We start from the raw sequence: 16041 nt of genomic DNA on the forward strand, positions 1-16041 counted from the left end.
AAAAGCTATAAGAAATCAGTATCCCATATGGGAAACCCCCAGTTCCGAGTGAACAACAATGGAGCAAGAATTGCAAATCTACATAGACGGAAAATACTACCCAAAATCCCAAGCAAAAGTCAGCGTCTACGACCACGGCTTCCTCTACGGCGACGGCGTCTTCGAAGGCATCCGCGTCTACAACGGTGTAGTCTTTAAACTAACCGAACACATCCAACGGCTATACGATTCCGCCCACGCCCTCATGTTAAACATTCCGCTATCGCCCCAAGAGATGACGCAAGGAGTGGTTGAGACGGTGCGCAAAAACCAGCTAAAAGACTCCTACATACGGCTGGTCGTCACCCGTGGTATAGGCGACTTAGGCTTAGACCCCCGCAAATGCCCCCACGCCTCTGTAGTAATCATAGCTGACCGTATCGTGCTCCACGACGGCGAAGCCAAAACCAAAGGCATCACAACCATGGCTTCCTGGGTCCGAAGAAACCCCATTGATGGCGCCTCTCACGAAGCAAAATCCCTCAACTACCTCAACAGCATCATGGCCAAAATCGAAGCTAACATGAGCGGAGCCGACGAAGCCATCTGTATCGCTCCCAATGGTTGCGTCGCCGAAGGTGTAGGTGAAAACCTGTTTGTCGTCAAAAACGGCAAAATCTCCACACCCCCCACATCAACTGGTGCATTGGAGGGTATCACAGCAAAAGTTGTTGTGGAGTTGGCTAAAAAACTCGGTTACACCGTAACGGAGGAAAACCTCACGCTTTTTATGCTGTTTAATGCTGACGAGCTGTTCTTCACGGGCACCGCTGCAGAAATCGTACCCATCAGGCAAGTGAACTGGCGCCAAATCGGCAACGGAACCCGCGGCCCAGTCACAGAGAAACTGATGAATGAATTCCGCAACGTAACTCGTGACCCAGCACAGGGCGTAGCCGTCTACTAAACGCTAAATCCACTTCGACAAGCGCAGTTTCTTTATTTCTTCTTTTTCATGAACCGCTCTAACTCGTTAAACGCAAACTCAAGCGTCTCAAGGGGCGGAAGGAACACTAACCGCGCATGTCCTGCACCATAAACCGGGTCAAAACCTGAACCATTCACAATGAGCACACCCGTTTCTCTGAGCAGCTCAATCACAAACTCAAGGTCAGTTTTCCATCTTGTGCCGACGCCCTGGACCTTGGGGAAAATGTAGAAGGCGCCCTGCGGTTTGGTGCAGCTTAGACCTTCAATTTCGTTAAGACGCTTCCACGAATAGTCTCGGCGCTCCCGCAGTTTCTCAACCACACCCTTGATGTGGTCTTGTGGTCCGTTTAGGGCTGCAGCGCCTGCCTTTTGCACGGGCGTGTTGGCGCATAGGCGGATGCGGCATTCTTTTTCGATGCCTTGCCTAAGTTCGTCGAGTTCGCCGTTTTTGCCCTTAAAGTACACGTAGCCTAAGCGAAGACCCGTCATTTGGTAGGCTTTGGAGAAGCCGTTAAACCCGACGACTGGCACATCTTTGGCGAGGCTGGCGGTGCTGACAAAGCTATTCTCGTAGGTTATCATGTCGTAAATTTCGTCTGACAACACCAGCAGGTTATGTTCTGCCGCGACGTCAAGCATGTCTTGGACCATTTTTCTTCCGTAGACGGCGCCTGTGGGGTTGTTGGGGTTGATGATTACTAAGGCGCGAGTTTTCTTAGTGATTTTTTTTCGCAGGTCATCCACGTTAGGCTGCCAGCCCTCCGCCTCGACAGTTTCATACGCCACCGGGGTGCCTTCGAAGAAGCGGGTGTAGGAAATGTATGGTGGGTAAGTGGGGCCTGGGAAGAGAATTTCATCGCCTCTCTCCACGAGGGCTGCCATGGTCATTTGGATGCCTTCGGATATGCCTTCGGTGATGAGGACGTCTTCGGTTGTGATGTCTACCTCATTGACGCGTTTTTCTTTATTGACCACTGCTTCTCTAAGCTCAGGAAGTCCCTCTGACGGTGAGTAATAGTTGTTGTTTTCAAGGACCGTTTGGCATAGGGCTTCTTTGACGTGTAGCGGAACGGTAAAGTCGAATGCGGCGGGGTCACCGATGTTTAATCCATAGATTTTTCTGCCCTCTTTAACTAGTTGCTCCGCGTAAGGCATCACGTCGCGTATGGCATATTCGATGTTTGCGGCTCGACTGGTGACTTTAATGTGCGCCAAATTTTGAACCCTTCAAGAAGCCACAAATAAGCTACTTGCAAAATAAACATTGCGAGAAGAAAAAGCAAATGCCCATCGATATCGAAGGGCACAAAGTGGATAACTATTTGGGTAATTGCGGTTTTTTTCTTACGTTTTCGGTGCGGGTTTTTTTTACTAAGCCAGATTCCTTCTCCAAGGAACAGAACGGTGGCACGCCTTCAAACCAAACTCCGGTCTCACTTGCGTTATCAGGCAAAGCAGGAACGGTGCTGTTGAGTGTTTGGTCTGCGCTAAAGGCGTGTTCCTCATCAGGAGTAAGAGGTCCATGCATAACATTGTCGTATTCCTCGCCATCCCAAGTGGTTGCCCAATAGGTTTGCGTGATGCCAAGCAAGCGATCGGGGTACGGCATAGACTACCATGAGCCATCTATCCAATAGCGACCTTCAGGAATCCAGGTAACGTTTACCCATTTGCCGTCGAGATAAACGCCGTCAACGATGCCGCCGAAGAGGTGAGTGCGGAACCAGCAGTTGTCGGGGTATGTGACTGTGCCGTATATTTCACCTCCCAGAATTGACTGCTGCACCGAGATTTCCTTGGCAGCGGCGAATGCGATATCATATATTGTTGCGGGTTTGTCTGAGAGGTTAGTGAAGTTGAGGACGACGGTGTAGTCAACGTTTTTGGAAGGGTACGTTACGTTTACGAGGTTGCCTAAGTCATATCCTGTTGCGTTGGGATATTCTGTGGTGTTGTGTAGGTAGTCGTAGGGTGTAAAGTTGGCTTAGACGATGTTGACGCTGAAATCCGCCTTGGGGCCTTCTGGAACTCTAGGATAAGTATGCACGTCTATAGGAACTATAAGCATAGGCGAAGCATAAGCTACCCCTATGCCCAACGCTGAAAACGCTACAAGAGTTAATTCCACGCTTGATCTCATGGTCTCACCTGAACTTTACTTCTTAGAAGCTGCTCTTAGCTCTGTTTACCGAACACTTCTGTTCGAATGCCCGAAAACATAACCAACGCCATTAAAACTACGCCTTATCGGCAGAGGGATATACGGTTTTCCTGAAACAAAAACCCAAACATCGTTTTTCCTAACTCTCTTTCTTAAAACTACAAAAGAAACATGATAACCCTAACCGTGTAACATCCGCGCATCAAGTTACTGTTGTGCTTTTTGGGCGAGCTCTTTTGCCCAAACACGAATTTCTTCCCAATCCCGAATTTCATACACGCCCTCAGGCTCCTCTTTAAAGCCGTCCTTCTCTAACTCTGACCGAATCATTCCAAATGTTCGGCGGAAAAGGATGTTCATCTTATTGAAGTCTAATACGCCACCAAAAAAGCCCAAAGCAATCGGCTGCAAACTATACTTGTCCACTTTGTCTTCAAGCCCCATCTTGTGGATTTTTTCGACATCCTCGGTTTTGCCTTCCCGCTCTGACACCATTTTCATTGTGGAAACAAACAAAGCCAGCTTCTTCTCTGCAAGCTCCTTGGCGTGTTTTTTGAGGAAGTCTTCAGCTTCACCGGTCCATTTACCCATCTGCAACCCGCTGCCTACCACGACGAGCTCGTATGATGTAATGTCTTTGATTTTCTCTTTTTTTGCGTTGGCAACTTTGACGTCAAAGCCTTCTTCGTGCAGGATTTTGGCGATTTCCTCGGCGTTTTCGGCTGTGGCTCCGTAGCGGGTGCCATAAACAATTAGCGTTTTCATCTTGCTTCCCTTTTGTTGTATTGGTTTGTTTTGGTTAATTAAATTGCCTGTTGAGCTTGTTTAACTGTTCACTTATATACTGAATTGCGTATTTTTTACCTATACTTCTAAGGTGAATTGTTGTGACTTCTCAAAACCTCTTAGATTTTCTAAACAAAGCAATAGCCCGTGAACTTCAAGTTAGCATCCAGTACATGTGGCAACATGTCCAAGTCACGAGCCTTGATGGAGCCGTCATGGAAGGCATATTCCGCAAAGTTGCCATCGCCGAAATGAAACACGCCGAAAAACTTGCCGAACGCCTAGACTTTCTTGATGGTTTACCGACAACTGAGCCTGAACCCGTTTTTGTAGGCGGCAGCCTTCTAGAGATGCTTACTCAAGACCAGCAGGATGAGGAAGAAGCCATAAACCTCTACAAACAAGCCATACAGGAAGCCGCAAAAGAAGGCGACTACACCACAAGACGCCTGCTGGAGGAAATTCTTGCCGAAGAGGAAGACCACGTAAACACGTTTGGGAAGCTCTTGGTAGGCATGACCGAGCCCTTCACCCAGCCTGGACTCACTCAGTAGGCTAAACCCGCGCAAGGAGAAGACAGCTATGGAAAGCGAATTTGAAAAACAACTCAGCAACCTCCAGCTGGACAACGCAACAAAAACTAAAGTCCTGCAGCTTATTACGACTGCGGGTACTGAGTTCCCCTGCCTTTCTTGTCCCTCCAAGGACGAGTGCGGCAGCTTTAAATGGTTCACAAAATGGTTCGGCGCAGTGCGGCCCCCGCAGTGAAGCTGGCTTAGCGTGTGCTGTTCCACCAAATCAGCGTGTCGTAGTGGTCTCTGCCAAACACCTGCGTCCAAGGTGAGCCGACTAAAATGTCAAAGTCGTCTCCATAGGTCTGCACTAAGCCGTTGACATCCTCCCATATCCGCTGGCTGTCTTCGTCGGCGCTCCAGACGCCCCAGATGGTGTCCTGCGGGGTTCGAAAGCCCCACCCATAATTGTCTGGAACCACATACGCGACCCGTTCAGTGTTTGAGGACGTATTATGAGGGTTAGCCACCACGTAATCCCTAAAGTCCCTGATGACATCCAAGTGTTCTTCCGTCAGCAGTCCATATGGTCCTGTCTGGGGAAAGTTATAGACAAGCACGTATCTGGCGCCTGCATCGTAGGCTGTCACCATATCTTGGTAAAGTTCAGATGGGGACTCAATGTAGGGCGGGTTCTCATAGGTCCAAGTTATCATGGTGCCCCACGTTTTGTTATGCATCTCAGCTGCTCCGCGGCACTGCGCAATGTTAACCGCCCGCGAGTTGTTCCAGCCAAACTGGCACAGCACAACATCGTAGCCTGCCTCATAATCATACCAGTATAATGCGTAATCTGAGGTGAATAGTTTGTCGGTTTTTATGAAGTCCCGCATCTGCAGGTACAGGTAGTAAACGTAGGTGTTGGCGGCGTCGCGGTAATCGTAGGGCATGGTGGTGTTGTCAAACTGTCTAAAGTTGCCCCGGTCCAGCTGGTTGCCGCCTGGTTCATCCCACAGATAGTAGCCCACAAACTTCTCTCCGTATCGGGCTTTAGCTTCAGGCATCCACGTTATCGGGTTGTAGGTGAAGTTTTTGGTGAACGGCGAGGGGTAAACCGTGAAAACCAAAAAACTCAAACCCTGCTGGTAAGCGTAATCGGCAACTACTTCAAGACGGGTCAGGTTCTCGGTAACCGCCAAGTTCGTGAAAGCAATCAAATTGGTATAATCTTTCACTTTGTCGATGAGCAGTTTGGTTTCGGCGACGCTTCCATCCGCGGTGACGCCTAAAAAGAAGTCCTCAGGCAAACGCTCCGACGTTGCCTTGCCAAATAACCCAAAAGAAGCAACCGTGGCTAAGGAGGCAGAAAGCAAAATAACTAAGCAGCCTAAAACAAAGGCAGTGTTATTCAACTTTGGTTGTTTACCTAGCGACATCACTTATAATGCGGTAACCCGCCATAAAAAGTAACCGAAAAACAACAAAAATTGTTTAATAAAAAGAAAAGAAAGAAAAATTTGGTTTATCTAAGTTTCATTAGGACCATTTCTGCGGCGAGAACCATGGGTTCCCAGGTTTCGTTCAGCGGTGGCGCGTAGGCTGTGTCTGCTTTGGCAAGTTCACGCACGGTCATGCCTTTCTGGATGGCAAAGCTTAATGCGTTTATGCGTTGGGTGACTTCTTCTCCGCCGACCACTTGCCCGCCGATGATGCGTTGGCTTTCTTTTTCGACAACAAGTTTGACTTTGATGGGTTTGGCGCCTGGGAAGTAGTCTGCCTTGGTTTTGCTGCTGATGGCTCCGGTGACGACTTCGATGCTGTTGCGTGCTGCGGAGGTTTCGGTTAAGCCTGTGTTGCCTGCTTCAATCTCAAACAGGCGAGTGACGGCTGAGGCTAAGAGACCTGTGAACTGTGAGTAGCCGCCTGCAGCGTTTGTGCCTGCAACTTTGCCGTGGCGAACCGCGATTGTTCCCAATTGGGCACACATGGGGCGGTGCGTGATGATGTTGGGGGCTTCAGCGCAGTCACCTATGGCGTAGACGTCTTTTGCGCTTGTTTCCATTCGACTGTTGGTTTTGATTGCGCGTGTTTCGCCCATAACTATGCCGGCGTCGGCTGCAAGTTTTGTGTTTGCGCGGACACCAAAGGCGCTTATGAATAGGTCAGCTTCAATTTTTTCTCCGCCCGCCATAATTGCCGTGACTTTGTCCTCGCCAAGGAATTCTTCGACGCCTTTGCTGGTTAGGATGCGCATGCCCTTCTCTTCAAGATGTTCCTGTACAAGCTTTGCCATGTCTGCATCAAGCAGTTGGGGCAAAATCTGTGGTAACATTTCAACCAAGGTCACTTTGAGACCCTGTTCAATCAAGCCCACACCGACTTCTAAGCCGATTAAACCTGCGCCCATGATGACGGCGGCTTTTGCACCTGCCTTAACGGCGGCTTGAATTGCTTCTCCATCTTCAATGGTGCGAAGGCTTAGAATGCCTTGTTTTTCGCGTCCTTTGATGGGTGGCAGGAATGGGTCTGCACCTGTGGCTAAAACTAAGCTATCGTAGGTTAGGGTTTCGGTTGAGCCTTCTTTGGTGGTGTAGGTGACAGTTTTCTCTTTGGTGTTTATAGCGGTGACTTTGGTTTCGCATTTGAGTGTGAGCTTTAGCATCTGGAAGTATGCGGGTGGATAAACAGTTAAGTCAGCGAATTTGGCAATTTGTCCCCCGATAACAAAAGGCAAGCCACATCGGCTGTAGCCCGCGTTTTTCTCTTGGTTTATGAGAACGATTTCGGCTGTGCGGTCTTTTTTGCGTGCGGCAGAAGCTGCTTCTACACCTGAAGCATTTGCACCTATGACTATGATGCGTTTAACCATCTAGAAGCCTTCATTTAACTCTGGTTCTTGTGCCACTCAACCGCGGCGTTAAAGTCCATCAGGTTGGCAAGCTCTGCCTGCAAATTCGCGGGCTTCACTACAACCAGCCAGCCTTTTTCGTAGGGGTCTTCGTTGAGCAATTCAGGTTTAGACTGGACTTCCTCGTTAACTTCCTCGATGGTTCCAGTGATTGCTGCAACAAGGTCGGAGACGGCTTTCACGGACTCTACAGTGCCGTAGGGTTCGCCTTGTTTGACGTCGCCACCGGCGCCGGGGAGTTCGGCATAGACGATTTCTCGCAAAGATTTCTGTGCGTAGTCGGTTATGCCCATGCGGACTTTGTCGCCTTCAATTTTGATCCATTCAAAATCTTTTGAGTAGTAGAGGCCTTCTGGCACTTCGTATGCTCCAACTTTAACCATGTATTGCACCTTCTAACTAGTAGATACTCTGGAATGCTTCGACGCTTAAAAGTCTTCACAAGTAAGAAAACGAAAAGAAATCTGGCGTTTAACGTTCTCGTTTGCCTGCTATCCAGTCCTCGGTCATCTGCCGCGCCACGGAGTCAGGCACCTGAATCGGCGGATGCTTAAACGCGTAAGCCGGCATGCTCAGCAGGGCACCGCTGATTTTGCGATCCAACGCAATTTTTGCCGCCCGAATCAAATCAATGACGACGCCAGCGCTGTTTGGAGAATCCTCCACTTCCAGCTTCACGCTGATGTTTATGGGGCGGTCGCCAAACTTTCTGCCCTTAAGGCTAATGTAGCAGATTTTCTTGTTACGCAGAAACGGCACATAATCCGAAGGGCCAATCCTTGTCGGCAACGCATAGGGCACAAGGCTGGTGACGGCTTCGGTTTTACTGATGCGCTTGCTTTTGAGGCGGCCTTCGACAGTCATGTTTTGGAAGTCTGTGTCTCCGCCTAAGTTGAGTTGGTAGGTTTCGTCCACGATGACTCCGCGGTCAAGGCAAAGCCGCACAAGGTTACGGTGCAGGATAGTGGCGCCGACTTGGCTTTTAATATCATCGCCCAACACGGGTAAGCCTGCCTGCTCAAACTTCTTTGGCCACTCCCCCGTTTTGTCTGAGCCAATGAATTCAGGCATGCAGTTCACAAACGCGCATCCCGCGTCTATGGCGCATTGTGCGTAGAAACGGACGGCGTCATGACTGCCGACTGGAAGGTAATTAACTAGGACTTGGGTTTTGGTGTCTTTGAGGGTTTGAACGATGCTTTCTTTGGTGGTTTGGCTGTCGTCGTAGACGTTGAAGGTTTCCCGCATGTGCGGTGCTACCCCATCCAAGATTATGCCCGGCGAAACCGTGACGCCTAAGTGGGGTACGTCGCTGAATTTTTCGCACACGTTTGGCTTCATCCAAATGGCTTCGGAGAGGTCTTTGCCGATTTTATCTTTGTTCACTTCAAAAGCCGCGACGAACTTGAGGTCGCTGATGTGGTAGCCGCCGTAGTTGACGTGCATTAAGCCGGGGACGGTTTCGGACTCTTTAGCGTCTTTGTAGTATTGGGTTCCTTGAGTGAGGGCGCACGCACTGTTGCCTACGCCTATGAGTGCTACGCGGATTTCGGGCAAGGGAGTTTACCTTCTGTGTTGATGGCTAACGTAGGTCTACGCTATAACTTTTTCCTATTGCAGCTTTCTGTTCTCTGTTGTTTCCTCTTTATAGTTGGAACAAAAGTTAGAGTCCATGTGGTTTGGATTTCTTTAATTTGCTTAAAATGCGGGGCATCTGATATGCAGACTGCATTTAACTGGGCTGCGATGGCGGCAATCATGCTGTCGCCCATTGACAGGTTGTATTTCTGTCGTAGCTCGTGGCTCTGTATCTGTACCTATGAAGTGTGTGCTTTTAGCTCTCCCCAAAGAACACATCGTTCTTCCAAAATAACAGTGCTGTCCAACTGCAGGCAGGGGCTTGTCGTTCTTCATTTTTCGGCATTATTCTTGCCGTGTTAAGTCCTTAACCTTAAGTCAGCTAAAGAGGAAAAAGAAACCTGAATTTTGGTTATCTCTCAAAACGCATGACAAGGTTAAAAGGGAGAATCCATTTAACTAGTTTGTAGGTTGATTGGATTCTTATGAGCCTAAACGAAAGCAACGTAACAATCAAGTATGAACCTTTCAAAGAAATTGTGATAATGGAGCAGACCCGTTTCACTTCCCCCGATGACATGGCCCGCTTTACTTCCGTGATTGCAGGCGGCAAACTTGCAGGGCTTTACTGGGCGGAAGGCGTCGTTTTCCTGTATTTTCCCCTGCCCCCCTCCAATACAGCCGTCGCTCGTATGCTCATCGAAAGCGGCAAGGTCTACTGGACCTTTGTAGGTTTCGCTTTGATGCCTCATTACCTTTCAACGATTGAAACCAAAGAGAAAATGATTGTTCCCGTAATCAACATCTCCACCAACCCCCTGCTTAGCAAAGTTGCCCGTTGGCTAAAAGAACAACCATAGGCATCGCTCTTGGGTATTCTCACTTTTAACGGAAAAGCTACCACTGGCGCAGGTGAAGGCAAAAAATACCTCGCCCTTCCCTGGGTTAAAGAACAGATAAATCAAACCTTAGGTTTTTCTCCCTACCTTGGCACCTTAAACCTCACCTTAACAAGGGCAAGTCTCGCAAACAAGAAACTGCTCAAAAGAAGCGAACTCAAAATCCATCCCGCAGAGGGATACTGCTTGGGGTTGCTGTTTCATGCTTCAATCCACGGGACTCCCTGTGCCGTTGTGGTTCCTCAGGTTGACAGTTACCCCGAAAACGTTTTGGAACTTATCGCCCCCGTGAACCTGCGGGAAAAATTAAATCTTAAAGATGGCGACGAGGTCGCCGTGTCTGTTCAGGTTTAAAAAAGAGTTATTTGTTTTTCCTTTGCAGAAACTCTTCTATGTATTCTTCCGCAGCATCGTTTCTTTGCAGGTAGGTGCCGTAGCTGACAAGGGCTCTCATGGCGCGAGCAGCATCCTCAGGAGACGAATACGCGGGTATGCCTAAACGGTCAAATCGACTGCGAGTGTATAGCGCCATTTCTGTTTCGCCGATGTCGCACATAACCAACGGTTTAGTGTATTTGCTGGCAACTTTTGCCACGTCATCAATGTATTTCTCACGCAGCCCCGGCATGTGGTGAAGCCCTAAAAAGATTATACCATCAATTTTGGGGTCTTGGAACATAAGGTCCGCAGAAACCACAAATTGTTCATCAGTGACTGAGCCTGTGAGGTCAACGGGGTTGTGTGTTGCGGCAATTTTTAGAATGGAGCCGTTGGCTTTGAGTTGCTCAAATTTCTCAAGGGTTTCCTCTGAGAAGGTGTCAACTGTTAATCCCTGAATTTCCAGCTCGTCCACCGTCATGACTCCCGGGCCTCCTGCATCGGTAAGTATGCCAATGTTTTTGCCTAATGCCGGTGGCTGCATGGCGAGGACTTTGCCTGCATCGAAAAATTCTTCCATATCTCGGGCGCGAATAACTCCTGCTTGTTCAAAGGCTGCAGCGTATATTTTGTCTGCGCCTGCGATGGCTCCCGTGTGTGAGCTTGCTGCGCGGGCGCCGGCTTCGCTTTTGCCTGATTTAATCACGACCACGGGCTTTTTGGTGGTTACTTTTTTGGCGACTTTGAGGAATTCTCTGCCGTGTTTGATATCTTCCACATATGAAAGGATGACGTGGGTTTCTTTGTCGTGAAGCATGTAGTAGAGAATTTCGTAGTCTGTGACATCGCATTTGTTGCCGAAACTGACAAATTTGCTAACCCCCATTTGGCGCCCTGTTAAATAGTCTAATGCGGCAACACCAAAAGCGCCGCTTTGGGTGAGCATGGCTATGTTGCCTGGCATGGGGCGAGGTGTAGCTACGACGTCTTCGCCGGTGGTGAGGACTTTGGTTTCAGGAAGGAAAAGTGAGTCCACTCCGGTTTTGGAGTAGTAAACGCCCAAACAGTTGGGACCTAAAAGCCGTATGCCGCCTTTTTTTGCTGCAGCGACAACTTGGTCTTCAAGCTCTTTGTTGCCGACCTCTTTGAAGCCTGCACTTACAATGATGGCGGCTTTTACTTTTTTGCTTGCGGCTTCTTCCATGATGCTTGGGACGGCTTTTGCGGGAACGATAACAACAATTAATTCGATGTCACTTGGGATGTGTTTTAGTGTGGGGTAGCACCTAAAGCCCAAGATGGAGTCTTCCCCAGGGTTAACGGGGTATAAGTCTCCTTTGAAAACGCCCCGTAGCTTGTTTGTGGCAAAGTTCTTAAATATGACATGTCCAGCTTTGTCCGCTTTTTTGGTTGCTCCTATAACGGCTACTGAACAAGGGTTGAAAAATGCGTCTAACTTCTTTGTCATTTCTTCCATGGCTATCCCCGCTGGTCGGTTAGAAATTAGGCTCTGTTTTTTATGCTTTACCCTTCAAAAATCTACTATGTTAATGCTTAGTGTTAATTCTACCGATTCTGCTGTCGCTTTATTCTATTCTGACTGCGTGCTAACCTTACAATCACAATCGGCTTATGCTTCACCCGCCCAAGCATATCCCACGTCACGTCGGTCTCAGAAACTTTGAATCTAGCCGCCATATCCCAAACCGTAGCTCCCGAACCAGGACCCCGCGCGCGGTCAGCCACATTCGCAATTGTCAATGCATCCTCAGCCGAAAGCTTCCCTCCAGCAACCGCAAGAGGAGTTGGTCTTCTTCTAAGCCTAAAAAACCTGCCTAAAACATAGGCAACGGTGTCGCCACGGCTTTGGATGCCTTGCATAGGGCTTGGACGAGGGGTGAAATGAAAATTTTTAAACGTGTACGTTTTGTCTGTGTCTGTTATTACCACCGCTACTTTTTTGCCCAGTTTCTGGAAAATTTGCTGCTGAATTTCTTCTGCTACCTGATTGGCGTTTTTCAGGGGCAGACAAACCAAGGAGTAGGGCAGGTTTGAGCCGTCTATTCCGCCTTCTGAGCCAAACATCAACGCTTGAGCAAACCCCCCATATTGAAGGGCGACTTGTTTGTGTCGACTGCCCTCCTCTGACGGATACTCTCGTAGTCTGCGCAATAGCCTCTGCCCAAAGTTGCAGACTACCCCAATGAAGTAACCCCACGCCAAATGCATCCAAACGGTCGCCAAAACTTTCGCGGTGATGCCGGGTTTCACGATGCTTTCGTCTAAAATGTTGTTCGTTGCAGTTGAAACCGCCTTTTCAGAAACCACAACAAAGTCGCCGTCTGAGACTTTATGTTCTAAGGCTTTGATAATTTCTGGCAGGTAGTCGGTGTTCGGTTTCCAATACTTGGTGGTTAAAGGTAGGGCGTAGTATCTGGTCATACGGTCACTTTAAGCTAAAGCTACTTTTTTGGTTTAGTTATTAAAGGTTAAGGCAAAGTTTAACCTGAGCTTAACAGTGGCTTTCCGAGCCGAGTAAACAGCGGAATCGTATGTTTTAAAAGGAAAGAACACCCTGTAATCTGTGGTGGCACCCTTGCTGTTTGGACACAAAAGCAGCAAATTGCAGGTTGACTTAGGCGATTTAGAAGGGCAAAGCGAAAACCTAGCAACGTTTTTGAGGGCACATCTCAAGGTGGACTCTGTCCCCAAACAAAACAAGCTTCTTATCCAGCCAGAAACAACCGAAACCGCAGAGCTGCAGCGTGTAGTGACCAAATTCATTTATCATCAAAACCTAAACGTTTCCCACTGGGTTTCGGTTGACGGGAAAACCGTTAAAATCAACAGGTTCAAAGGAGTCAAAAAACCCGACAAAACAGAGAAGCACGAAAAAAAGAAAAATGCACCCCACCAAACGCTCCCCCAAAGCTGGGGTCTATAGTTCCCCTTCTTGCTTCGCCCTGTCTGTGGCTATTGCTTTGTGTGTTGTGTCTGGCTCTTTAGCTTGGACGTTTACGTTATTAATGTGTGAACTAAAAGCAGCAAGGTGTAGATTCCCGCACCCGCCAAGAAGAGGGCTAAGCTTTGCTTTTTTAAGGCGGATGGGACCTCATTTTTCACTGAATCATACAATATTACCCCCGAGATTAGGGCTAACAGCACGTAGGCTTCCGAGAGCCTTTCTGGGTAGAGCAGCGAAATCGCCCAGCCAATGAAGGGAATCACTGCTGCTACATAACGTCCTCCTTTTAGCTGCAATCGTTTGTAGTGTTCAACCATGGAGTCATTGGCGATAAACAAGTGCAAGGAAACCGCAAACGTGTAAAGCAAACCTCCAACAAGCCCTGCTTGAAACTCAAAAATCAACACAAAACTCAATATGGAATTAAGGAACGCAAAAATTGCAAAGTGAATAACAAAAAGGCTTTTTGTTCCTTGAACTTCTCGAAATTGCTGCTTAGTTGATGCCTGAATTTTTCCACGTGACTGCTTTGCCAAATGCTCCAAGACAAAGAAAATCAAAAAACCCACAAAGACCAAAAGAAAAATCGCATCCTCATAGAAGGCAACCAGTTGACTGCCTCCGGTGATTTGCTTGAGGTATTCTCCAGCTTGTAGCAGGTTAGGTAGTAAGTCTAAGAAAACGTAGGCTGCGGCTATGCCTCCGAAAAAGGATAGTGTTTTTGCGCGGTAGTTTTCGGTGGCGTGGTGAAGTTTGTAGGCGAAAAGGTTAACGAGGGCAAACGCTGTGGCTGCAAGTAACGCGTACAAAGCGTAGGCGGGAATGTTTAGGTAACTGATGCATTCGCCTCCCGTTCATGAAAACAGGAAAAATGAACCCACTTTAACTTTGTTGTCTTCAGCCAAAATGCTGCCAAAAACAAACCCGGATGCAGAGTGTGATTGGAGTGTGGTGCTCCGGCTAGGCTTCGGAGCATAGTCTTTGGCTCGAAAGTCTAGACTACTAGACTGATTCGGAAGTAAAAAACCCTGAGGAAAAAGCAGGAGACAGGTCAACTATAAATCGTACAGAAGTTGAAACTGTAATTTCCATATCAGGAAGCCTAAAACTGTTAATCATAACTTATTTAGTTCTTATTTCTTCTACCGAGTCCTGCTTCTTAATTCGACTGCTTTTATCAATTTTGGAGTTAAATCGTTTATTTCGCGGTACTGTTTTGCAGTGATTTTTGTGACATAACCGCAGGTTAGGCATGTTGCTTTTTCCCGGTTGGGACATAAGTCAAGGGTCCAGCATCCGCATTTTGGGCATTTTTCCATATTTTCCACTCCACTTGTTAAGTATTGTTAGTTGAATTTTTAAGTATTTTCTAGAGTAGTATTAATGAATCAATGATTCTTTAACGAGGAACAAACCGTCTGAAACCCTGAAAAACAAGATTAATTGACAAAAGTATTGTTTTTCATAAATGAAACTTGTGTACTTTAATCTGTTTTGTGTAAATCAGAAACGCCCCTTATTTTTTGGTCTGTGAATTGGCTTTTTTACTTTTTTTCATTTCACTTTCTTTTTCGCTGCGCCACGAACCAAAAAGCTTGAAGTATGCTTTTGCCTTTACTCCTTCAAATTTGTCTGCTAAAATTTCTCTACCTTCCTCTTTTGCACTCTTTAATAGTTTTAGGGCTGCCGTATCGGGATACGATTCTACGTAGCAGAAACTCCCTATTCTTGAGTTAAGAATCTTCTCAGTGCAAGTTAAACATGGAAAAGTCGTAACGTAAAGCATACACCCTGACAAATCCGCTTTCTGGGCGCTCAGCAAGGCTTTTTCCTCAGCATGCAAAGCCGTACATCTTCCCATTGCTCGGTCCTTTATGATTTCTTTGGCTAGGTTCTTTCCGCAGTGAGGACATTTATACGGAAATGTGAGTGGGGCCTCTAGCTTCTTAGTGCACAGCGGACAAGCTTTGAATTTTATCATTACGCTTTCGATATACTGGTCCCTGAAGCAATCTCCGAATTGTATATAGCACGGTTTGAGCGGATCACTATTCTCATTATATCCTATGCTCACAACATTCTCATTCTGGTCAATTATAACTGCCCCAACTTGCCTCTTGAAGCAATTTGATCTAAGAGACGCTGCGTAAGCAATACTCATATACGCTTCTTTTTTGCTTGGTGAACGAAGTTTTTCTTTTTGAAAAAGACTTATAGCATCTTTGAGTTTTCCTTCAAGTCTTTCGGCAAATTCGATCTGGGATTTCTTAGACTCGTTGTCATTCCTGATTAAGAAGTCCGCTTCGTCGACACACATAGCGACTTGTTGTCCATATTCAATATCATTTTGATTTTTGTCTCTCTGATCTAGCATCCTAAACTCGTCATGCGAAATGGTTTTGTTTTTGGGGTTCTTCTTTATTCGTTTCCATCTATCGTCTTCCGTACAGTCAACTGCAATTAGATAGAACTCCCGAAAAGTCTCTCTTAAAAACGCTACTTCTGACAAGTTTCTAATACTATCAAAAACAATGTTCTCGCTCTGTTTATTTTCTCCGACAACTTTTCTGTAAGTCTCTTCGGCTAAAATTTGAAGTGTTTTGGTTTTTCTCAGTTCGTTTCCAAATTCTTGCAGATCATATCGGTTTGCGTTTTCTGCTGCCTTTGGGTCATGTTTCGCTTCATTATATTTTTCTCGTAAGGTTTCTGAAAGAGAATATGATTCGAATCCAAAAGACCTTCTTAGAATTCCAGTCACTGTGCTACAACCACTACCAAATGATCCCGTAATTCCAACTGCAATCTTCATATATTGCAATTATTGCAAAATAACTCTATATTAGTCTTGCCACATCATGTTCAATTCAAACTTAATGGTCAATAAA

The 16041-nt window shown here is 47.1% G+C and carries 20 protein-coding genes; 6 read left to right on the top strand and 14 right to left on the bottom strand.

Annotation, left to right across the window (positions count from 1 at the left end; genetic code table 11):
* Positions 1-58: 58 nt before the first annotated feature.
* On the top strand, positions 59-946 hold the full coding sequence (ilvE, locus tag ACBZ72_12240) for a branched-chain-amino-acid transaminase (protein XES76927.1): 888 nt from the start codon (positions 59-61) through the stop codon (positions 944-946).
* 32 nt (positions 947-978) lie between these two features.
* Here the strand turns inward: ilvE and ACBZ72_12245 are convergent, their stop codons facing one another.
* The 5 genes from ACBZ72_12245 to ACBZ72_12265 all read right to left on the bottom strand — a co-directional run bounded on the left by ACBZ72_12245 (position 979) and on the right by ACBZ72_12265 (position 3895).
* On the bottom strand, positions 979-2184 hold the full coding sequence (locus tag ACBZ72_12245) for an aminotransferase class I/II-fold pyridoxal phosphate-dependent enzyme (GenBank protein ID XES76928.1): 1206 nt from the start codon (positions 2182-2184) through the stop codon (positions 979-981).
* A 103-nt stretch (positions 2185-2287) separates the two neighbouring features.
* Entirely contained in the window at positions 2288-2578 is a 291-nt protein-coding gene (locus ACBZ72_12250) for a hypothetical protein (GenBank protein XES76929.1), read from the bottom strand.
* A 3-nt stretch (positions 2579-2581) separates the two neighbouring features.
* Positions 2582-2755 (bottom strand): hypothetical protein, encoded by a 174-nt coding sequence (locus tag ACBZ72_12255; GenBank protein XES76930.1) that lies wholly within the window; start codon positions 2753-2755, stop codon positions 2582-2584.
* 198 nt (positions 2756-2953) lie between these two features.
* Positions 2954-3109, bottom strand: a complete 156-nt coding sequence (locus ACBZ72_12260) for a hypothetical protein (protein ID XES76931.1) — start codon at positions 3107-3109, stop codon at positions 2954-2956.
* 228 nt (positions 3110-3337) lie between these two features.
* Positions 3338-3895, bottom strand: a complete 558-nt coding sequence (locus ACBZ72_12265; GenBank protein ID XES76932.1) for a flavodoxin domain-containing protein — start codon at positions 3893-3895, stop codon at positions 3338-3340.
* A gap of 122 nt (positions 3896-4017) precedes the next feature.
* Between ACBZ72_12265 and ACBZ72_12270 the strand changes: the two genes are divergently transcribed.
* Together ACBZ72_12270 and ACBZ72_12275 are read left to right on the top strand one after the other, a co-directional pair.
* Positions 4018-4470 carry a bacterioferritin gene (locus tag ACBZ72_12270; GenBank protein XES76933.1) on the top strand — a complete coding sequence of 151 codons (453 nt, stop codon included), beginning with the start codon at positions 4018-4020 and terminating at the stop codon, positions 4468-4470.
* Between the two features lie 28 nt (positions 4471-4498).
* Positions 4499-4684, top strand: a complete 186-nt coding sequence (locus ACBZ72_12275; protein XES76934.1) for a hypothetical protein — start codon at positions 4499-4501, stop codon at positions 4682-4684.
* Positions 4685-4691: 7 nt separating this feature from the next.
* Here the strand turns inward: ACBZ72_12275 and ACBZ72_12280 are convergent, their stop codons facing one another.
* From ACBZ72_12280 to ACBZ72_12295, 4 genes are all read right to left on the bottom strand, one after another.
* Positions 4692-5840, bottom strand: coding sequence for a hypothetical protein (locus ACBZ72_12280; protein ID XES76935.1), 1149 nt, complete (start codon positions 5838-5840; stop codon positions 4692-4694).
* Positions 5841-5950: 110 nt separating this feature from the next.
* A complete protein-coding gene (locus ACBZ72_12285) occupies positions 5951-7297 on the bottom strand; it encodes an FAD-dependent oxidoreductase (GenBank protein ID XES76936.1) in 1347 nt (448 codons plus the stop codon).
* A 14-nt stretch (positions 7298-7311) separates the two neighbouring features.
* Positions 7312-7719 (bottom strand): glycine cleavage system protein GcvH, encoded by a 408-nt coding sequence (gcvH, locus tag ACBZ72_12290; protein ID XES76937.1) that lies wholly within the window; start codon positions 7717-7719, stop codon positions 7312-7314.
* Between the two features lie 88 nt (positions 7720-7807).
* Positions 7808-8893 (bottom strand): inositol-3-phosphate synthase, encoded by a 1086-nt coding sequence (locus ACBZ72_12295; GenBank protein ID XES76938.1) that lies wholly within the window; start codon positions 8891-8893, stop codon positions 7808-7810.
* Positions 8894-9399: 506 nt separating this feature from the next.
* Between ACBZ72_12295 and ACBZ72_12300 the strand changes: the two genes are divergently transcribed.
* A complete protein-coding gene (locus ACBZ72_12300) occupies positions 9400-9774 on the top strand; it encodes a hypothetical protein (GenBank protein XES76939.1) in 375 nt (124 codons plus the stop codon).
* Between the two features lie 9 nt (positions 9775-9783).
* Positions 9784-10167: a DUF120 domain-containing protein gene (locus ACBZ72_12305; protein XES76940.1), complete on the top strand. Its 384-nt coding sequence runs from the start codon at positions 9784-9786 to the stop codon at positions 10165-10167.
* Positions 10168-10174: 7 nt separating this feature from the next.
* On the opposite strand, the gene ACBZ72_12310 is transcribed toward ACBZ72_12305, so the two are convergent.
* Both ACBZ72_12310 and ACBZ72_12315 read right to left on the bottom strand, forming a co-directional pair.
* Positions 10175-11668, bottom strand: coding sequence for an acetate--CoA ligase family protein (locus ACBZ72_12310; GenBank protein XES76941.1), 1494 nt, complete (start codon positions 11666-11668; stop codon positions 10175-10177).
* A gap of 89 nt (positions 11669-11757) precedes the next feature.
* Positions 11758-12633, bottom strand: coding sequence for a coenzyme F420-0:L-glutamate ligase (locus ACBZ72_12315; protein ID XES76942.1), 876 nt, complete (start codon positions 12631-12633; stop codon positions 11758-11760).
* 154 nt (positions 12634-12787) lie between these two features.
* Between ACBZ72_12315 and ACBZ72_12320 the strand changes: the two genes are divergently transcribed.
* Entirely contained in the window at positions 12788-13135 is a 348-nt protein-coding gene (locus ACBZ72_12320; protein ID XES76943.1) for a hypothetical protein, read from the top strand.
* Between the two features lie 71 nt (positions 13136-13206).
* On the opposite strand, the gene ACBZ72_12325 is transcribed toward ACBZ72_12320, so the two are convergent.
* The 3 genes from ACBZ72_12325 to ACBZ72_12335 form a co-directional block, all read right to left on the bottom strand.
* On the bottom strand, positions 13207-13965 hold the full coding sequence (locus tag ACBZ72_12325; protein XES76944.1) for a hypothetical protein: 759 nt from the start codon (positions 13963-13965) through the stop codon (positions 13207-13209).
* A gap of 333 nt (positions 13966-14298) precedes the next feature.
* Positions 14299-14475, bottom strand: coding sequence for a hypothetical protein (locus ACBZ72_12330; GenBank protein ID XES76945.1), 177 nt, complete (start codon positions 14473-14475; stop codon positions 14299-14301).
* 197 nt (positions 14476-14672) lie between these two features.
* On the bottom strand, positions 14673-15965 hold the full coding sequence (locus ACBZ72_12335; protein ID XES76946.1) for a deaminase: 1293 nt from the start codon (positions 15963-15965) through the stop codon (positions 14673-14675).
* Positions 15966-16041 lie beyond the last annotated feature (76 nt).

The sequence above is a fragment of the Candidatus Bathyarchaeia archaeon genome (assembly GCA_041447175.1).
In the GTDB taxonomy this organism is placed as follows: domain Archaea; phylum Thermoproteota; class Bathyarchaeia; order Bathyarchaeales; family Bathycorpusculaceae; genus JADGNF01.

What these genes read in the sequence shown, in the direction of transcription:
- ilvE (XES76927.1), top strand. Translation starts at nt 59, where the DNA reads ATGGAGCAAGAATTGCAAATCTACATAGACGGAAAATACTACCCAAAA.
- ACBZ72_12250 (XES76929.1), bottom strand. Translation starts at nt 2,578, where the DNA reads ATGCCGTACCCCGATCGCTTGCTTGGCATCACGCAAACCTATTGGGCA.
- ACBZ72_12260 (XES76931.1), bottom strand. Translation starts at nt 3,109, where the DNA reads ATGAGATCAAGCGTGGAATTAACTCTTGTAGCGTTTTCAGCGTTGGGC.
- ACBZ72_12265 (XES76932.1), bottom strand. Translation starts at nt 3,895, where the DNA reads ATGAAAACGCTAATTGTTTATGGCACCCGCTACGGAGCCACAGCCGAA.
- ACBZ72_12275 (XES76934.1), top strand. Translation starts at nt 4,499, where the DNA reads ATGGAAAGCGAATTTGAAAAACAACTCAGCAACCTCCAGCTGGACAAC.
- ACBZ72_12285 (XES76936.1), bottom strand. Translation starts at nt 7,297, where the DNA reads ATGGTTAAACGCATCATAGTCATAGGTGCAAATGCTTCAGGTGTAGAA.
- gcvH (XES76937.1), bottom strand. Translation starts at nt 7,719, where the DNA reads ATGGTTAAAGTTGGAGCATACGAAGTGCCAGAAGGCCTCTACTACTCA.
- ACBZ72_12300 (XES76939.1), top strand. Translation starts at nt 9,400, where the DNA reads ATGAGCCTAAACGAAAGCAACGTAACAATCAAGTATGAACCTTTCAAA.
- ACBZ72_12310 (XES76941.1), bottom strand. Translation starts at nt 11,668, where the DNA reads ATGGAAGAAATGACAAAGAAGTTAGACGCATTTTTCAACCCTTGTTCA.
- ACBZ72_12315 (XES76942.1), bottom strand. Translation starts at nt 12,633, where the DNA reads ATGACCAGATACTACGCCCTACCTTTAACCACCAAGTATTGGAAACCG.
- ACBZ72_12330 (XES76945.1), bottom strand. Translation starts at nt 14,475, where the DNA reads ATGGAAAAATGCCCAAAATGCGGATGCTGGACCCTTGACTTATGTCCC.
- ACBZ72_12335 (XES76946.1), bottom strand. Translation starts at nt 15,965, where the DNA reads ATGAAGATTGCAGTTGGAATTACGGGATCATTTGGTAGTGGTTGTAGC.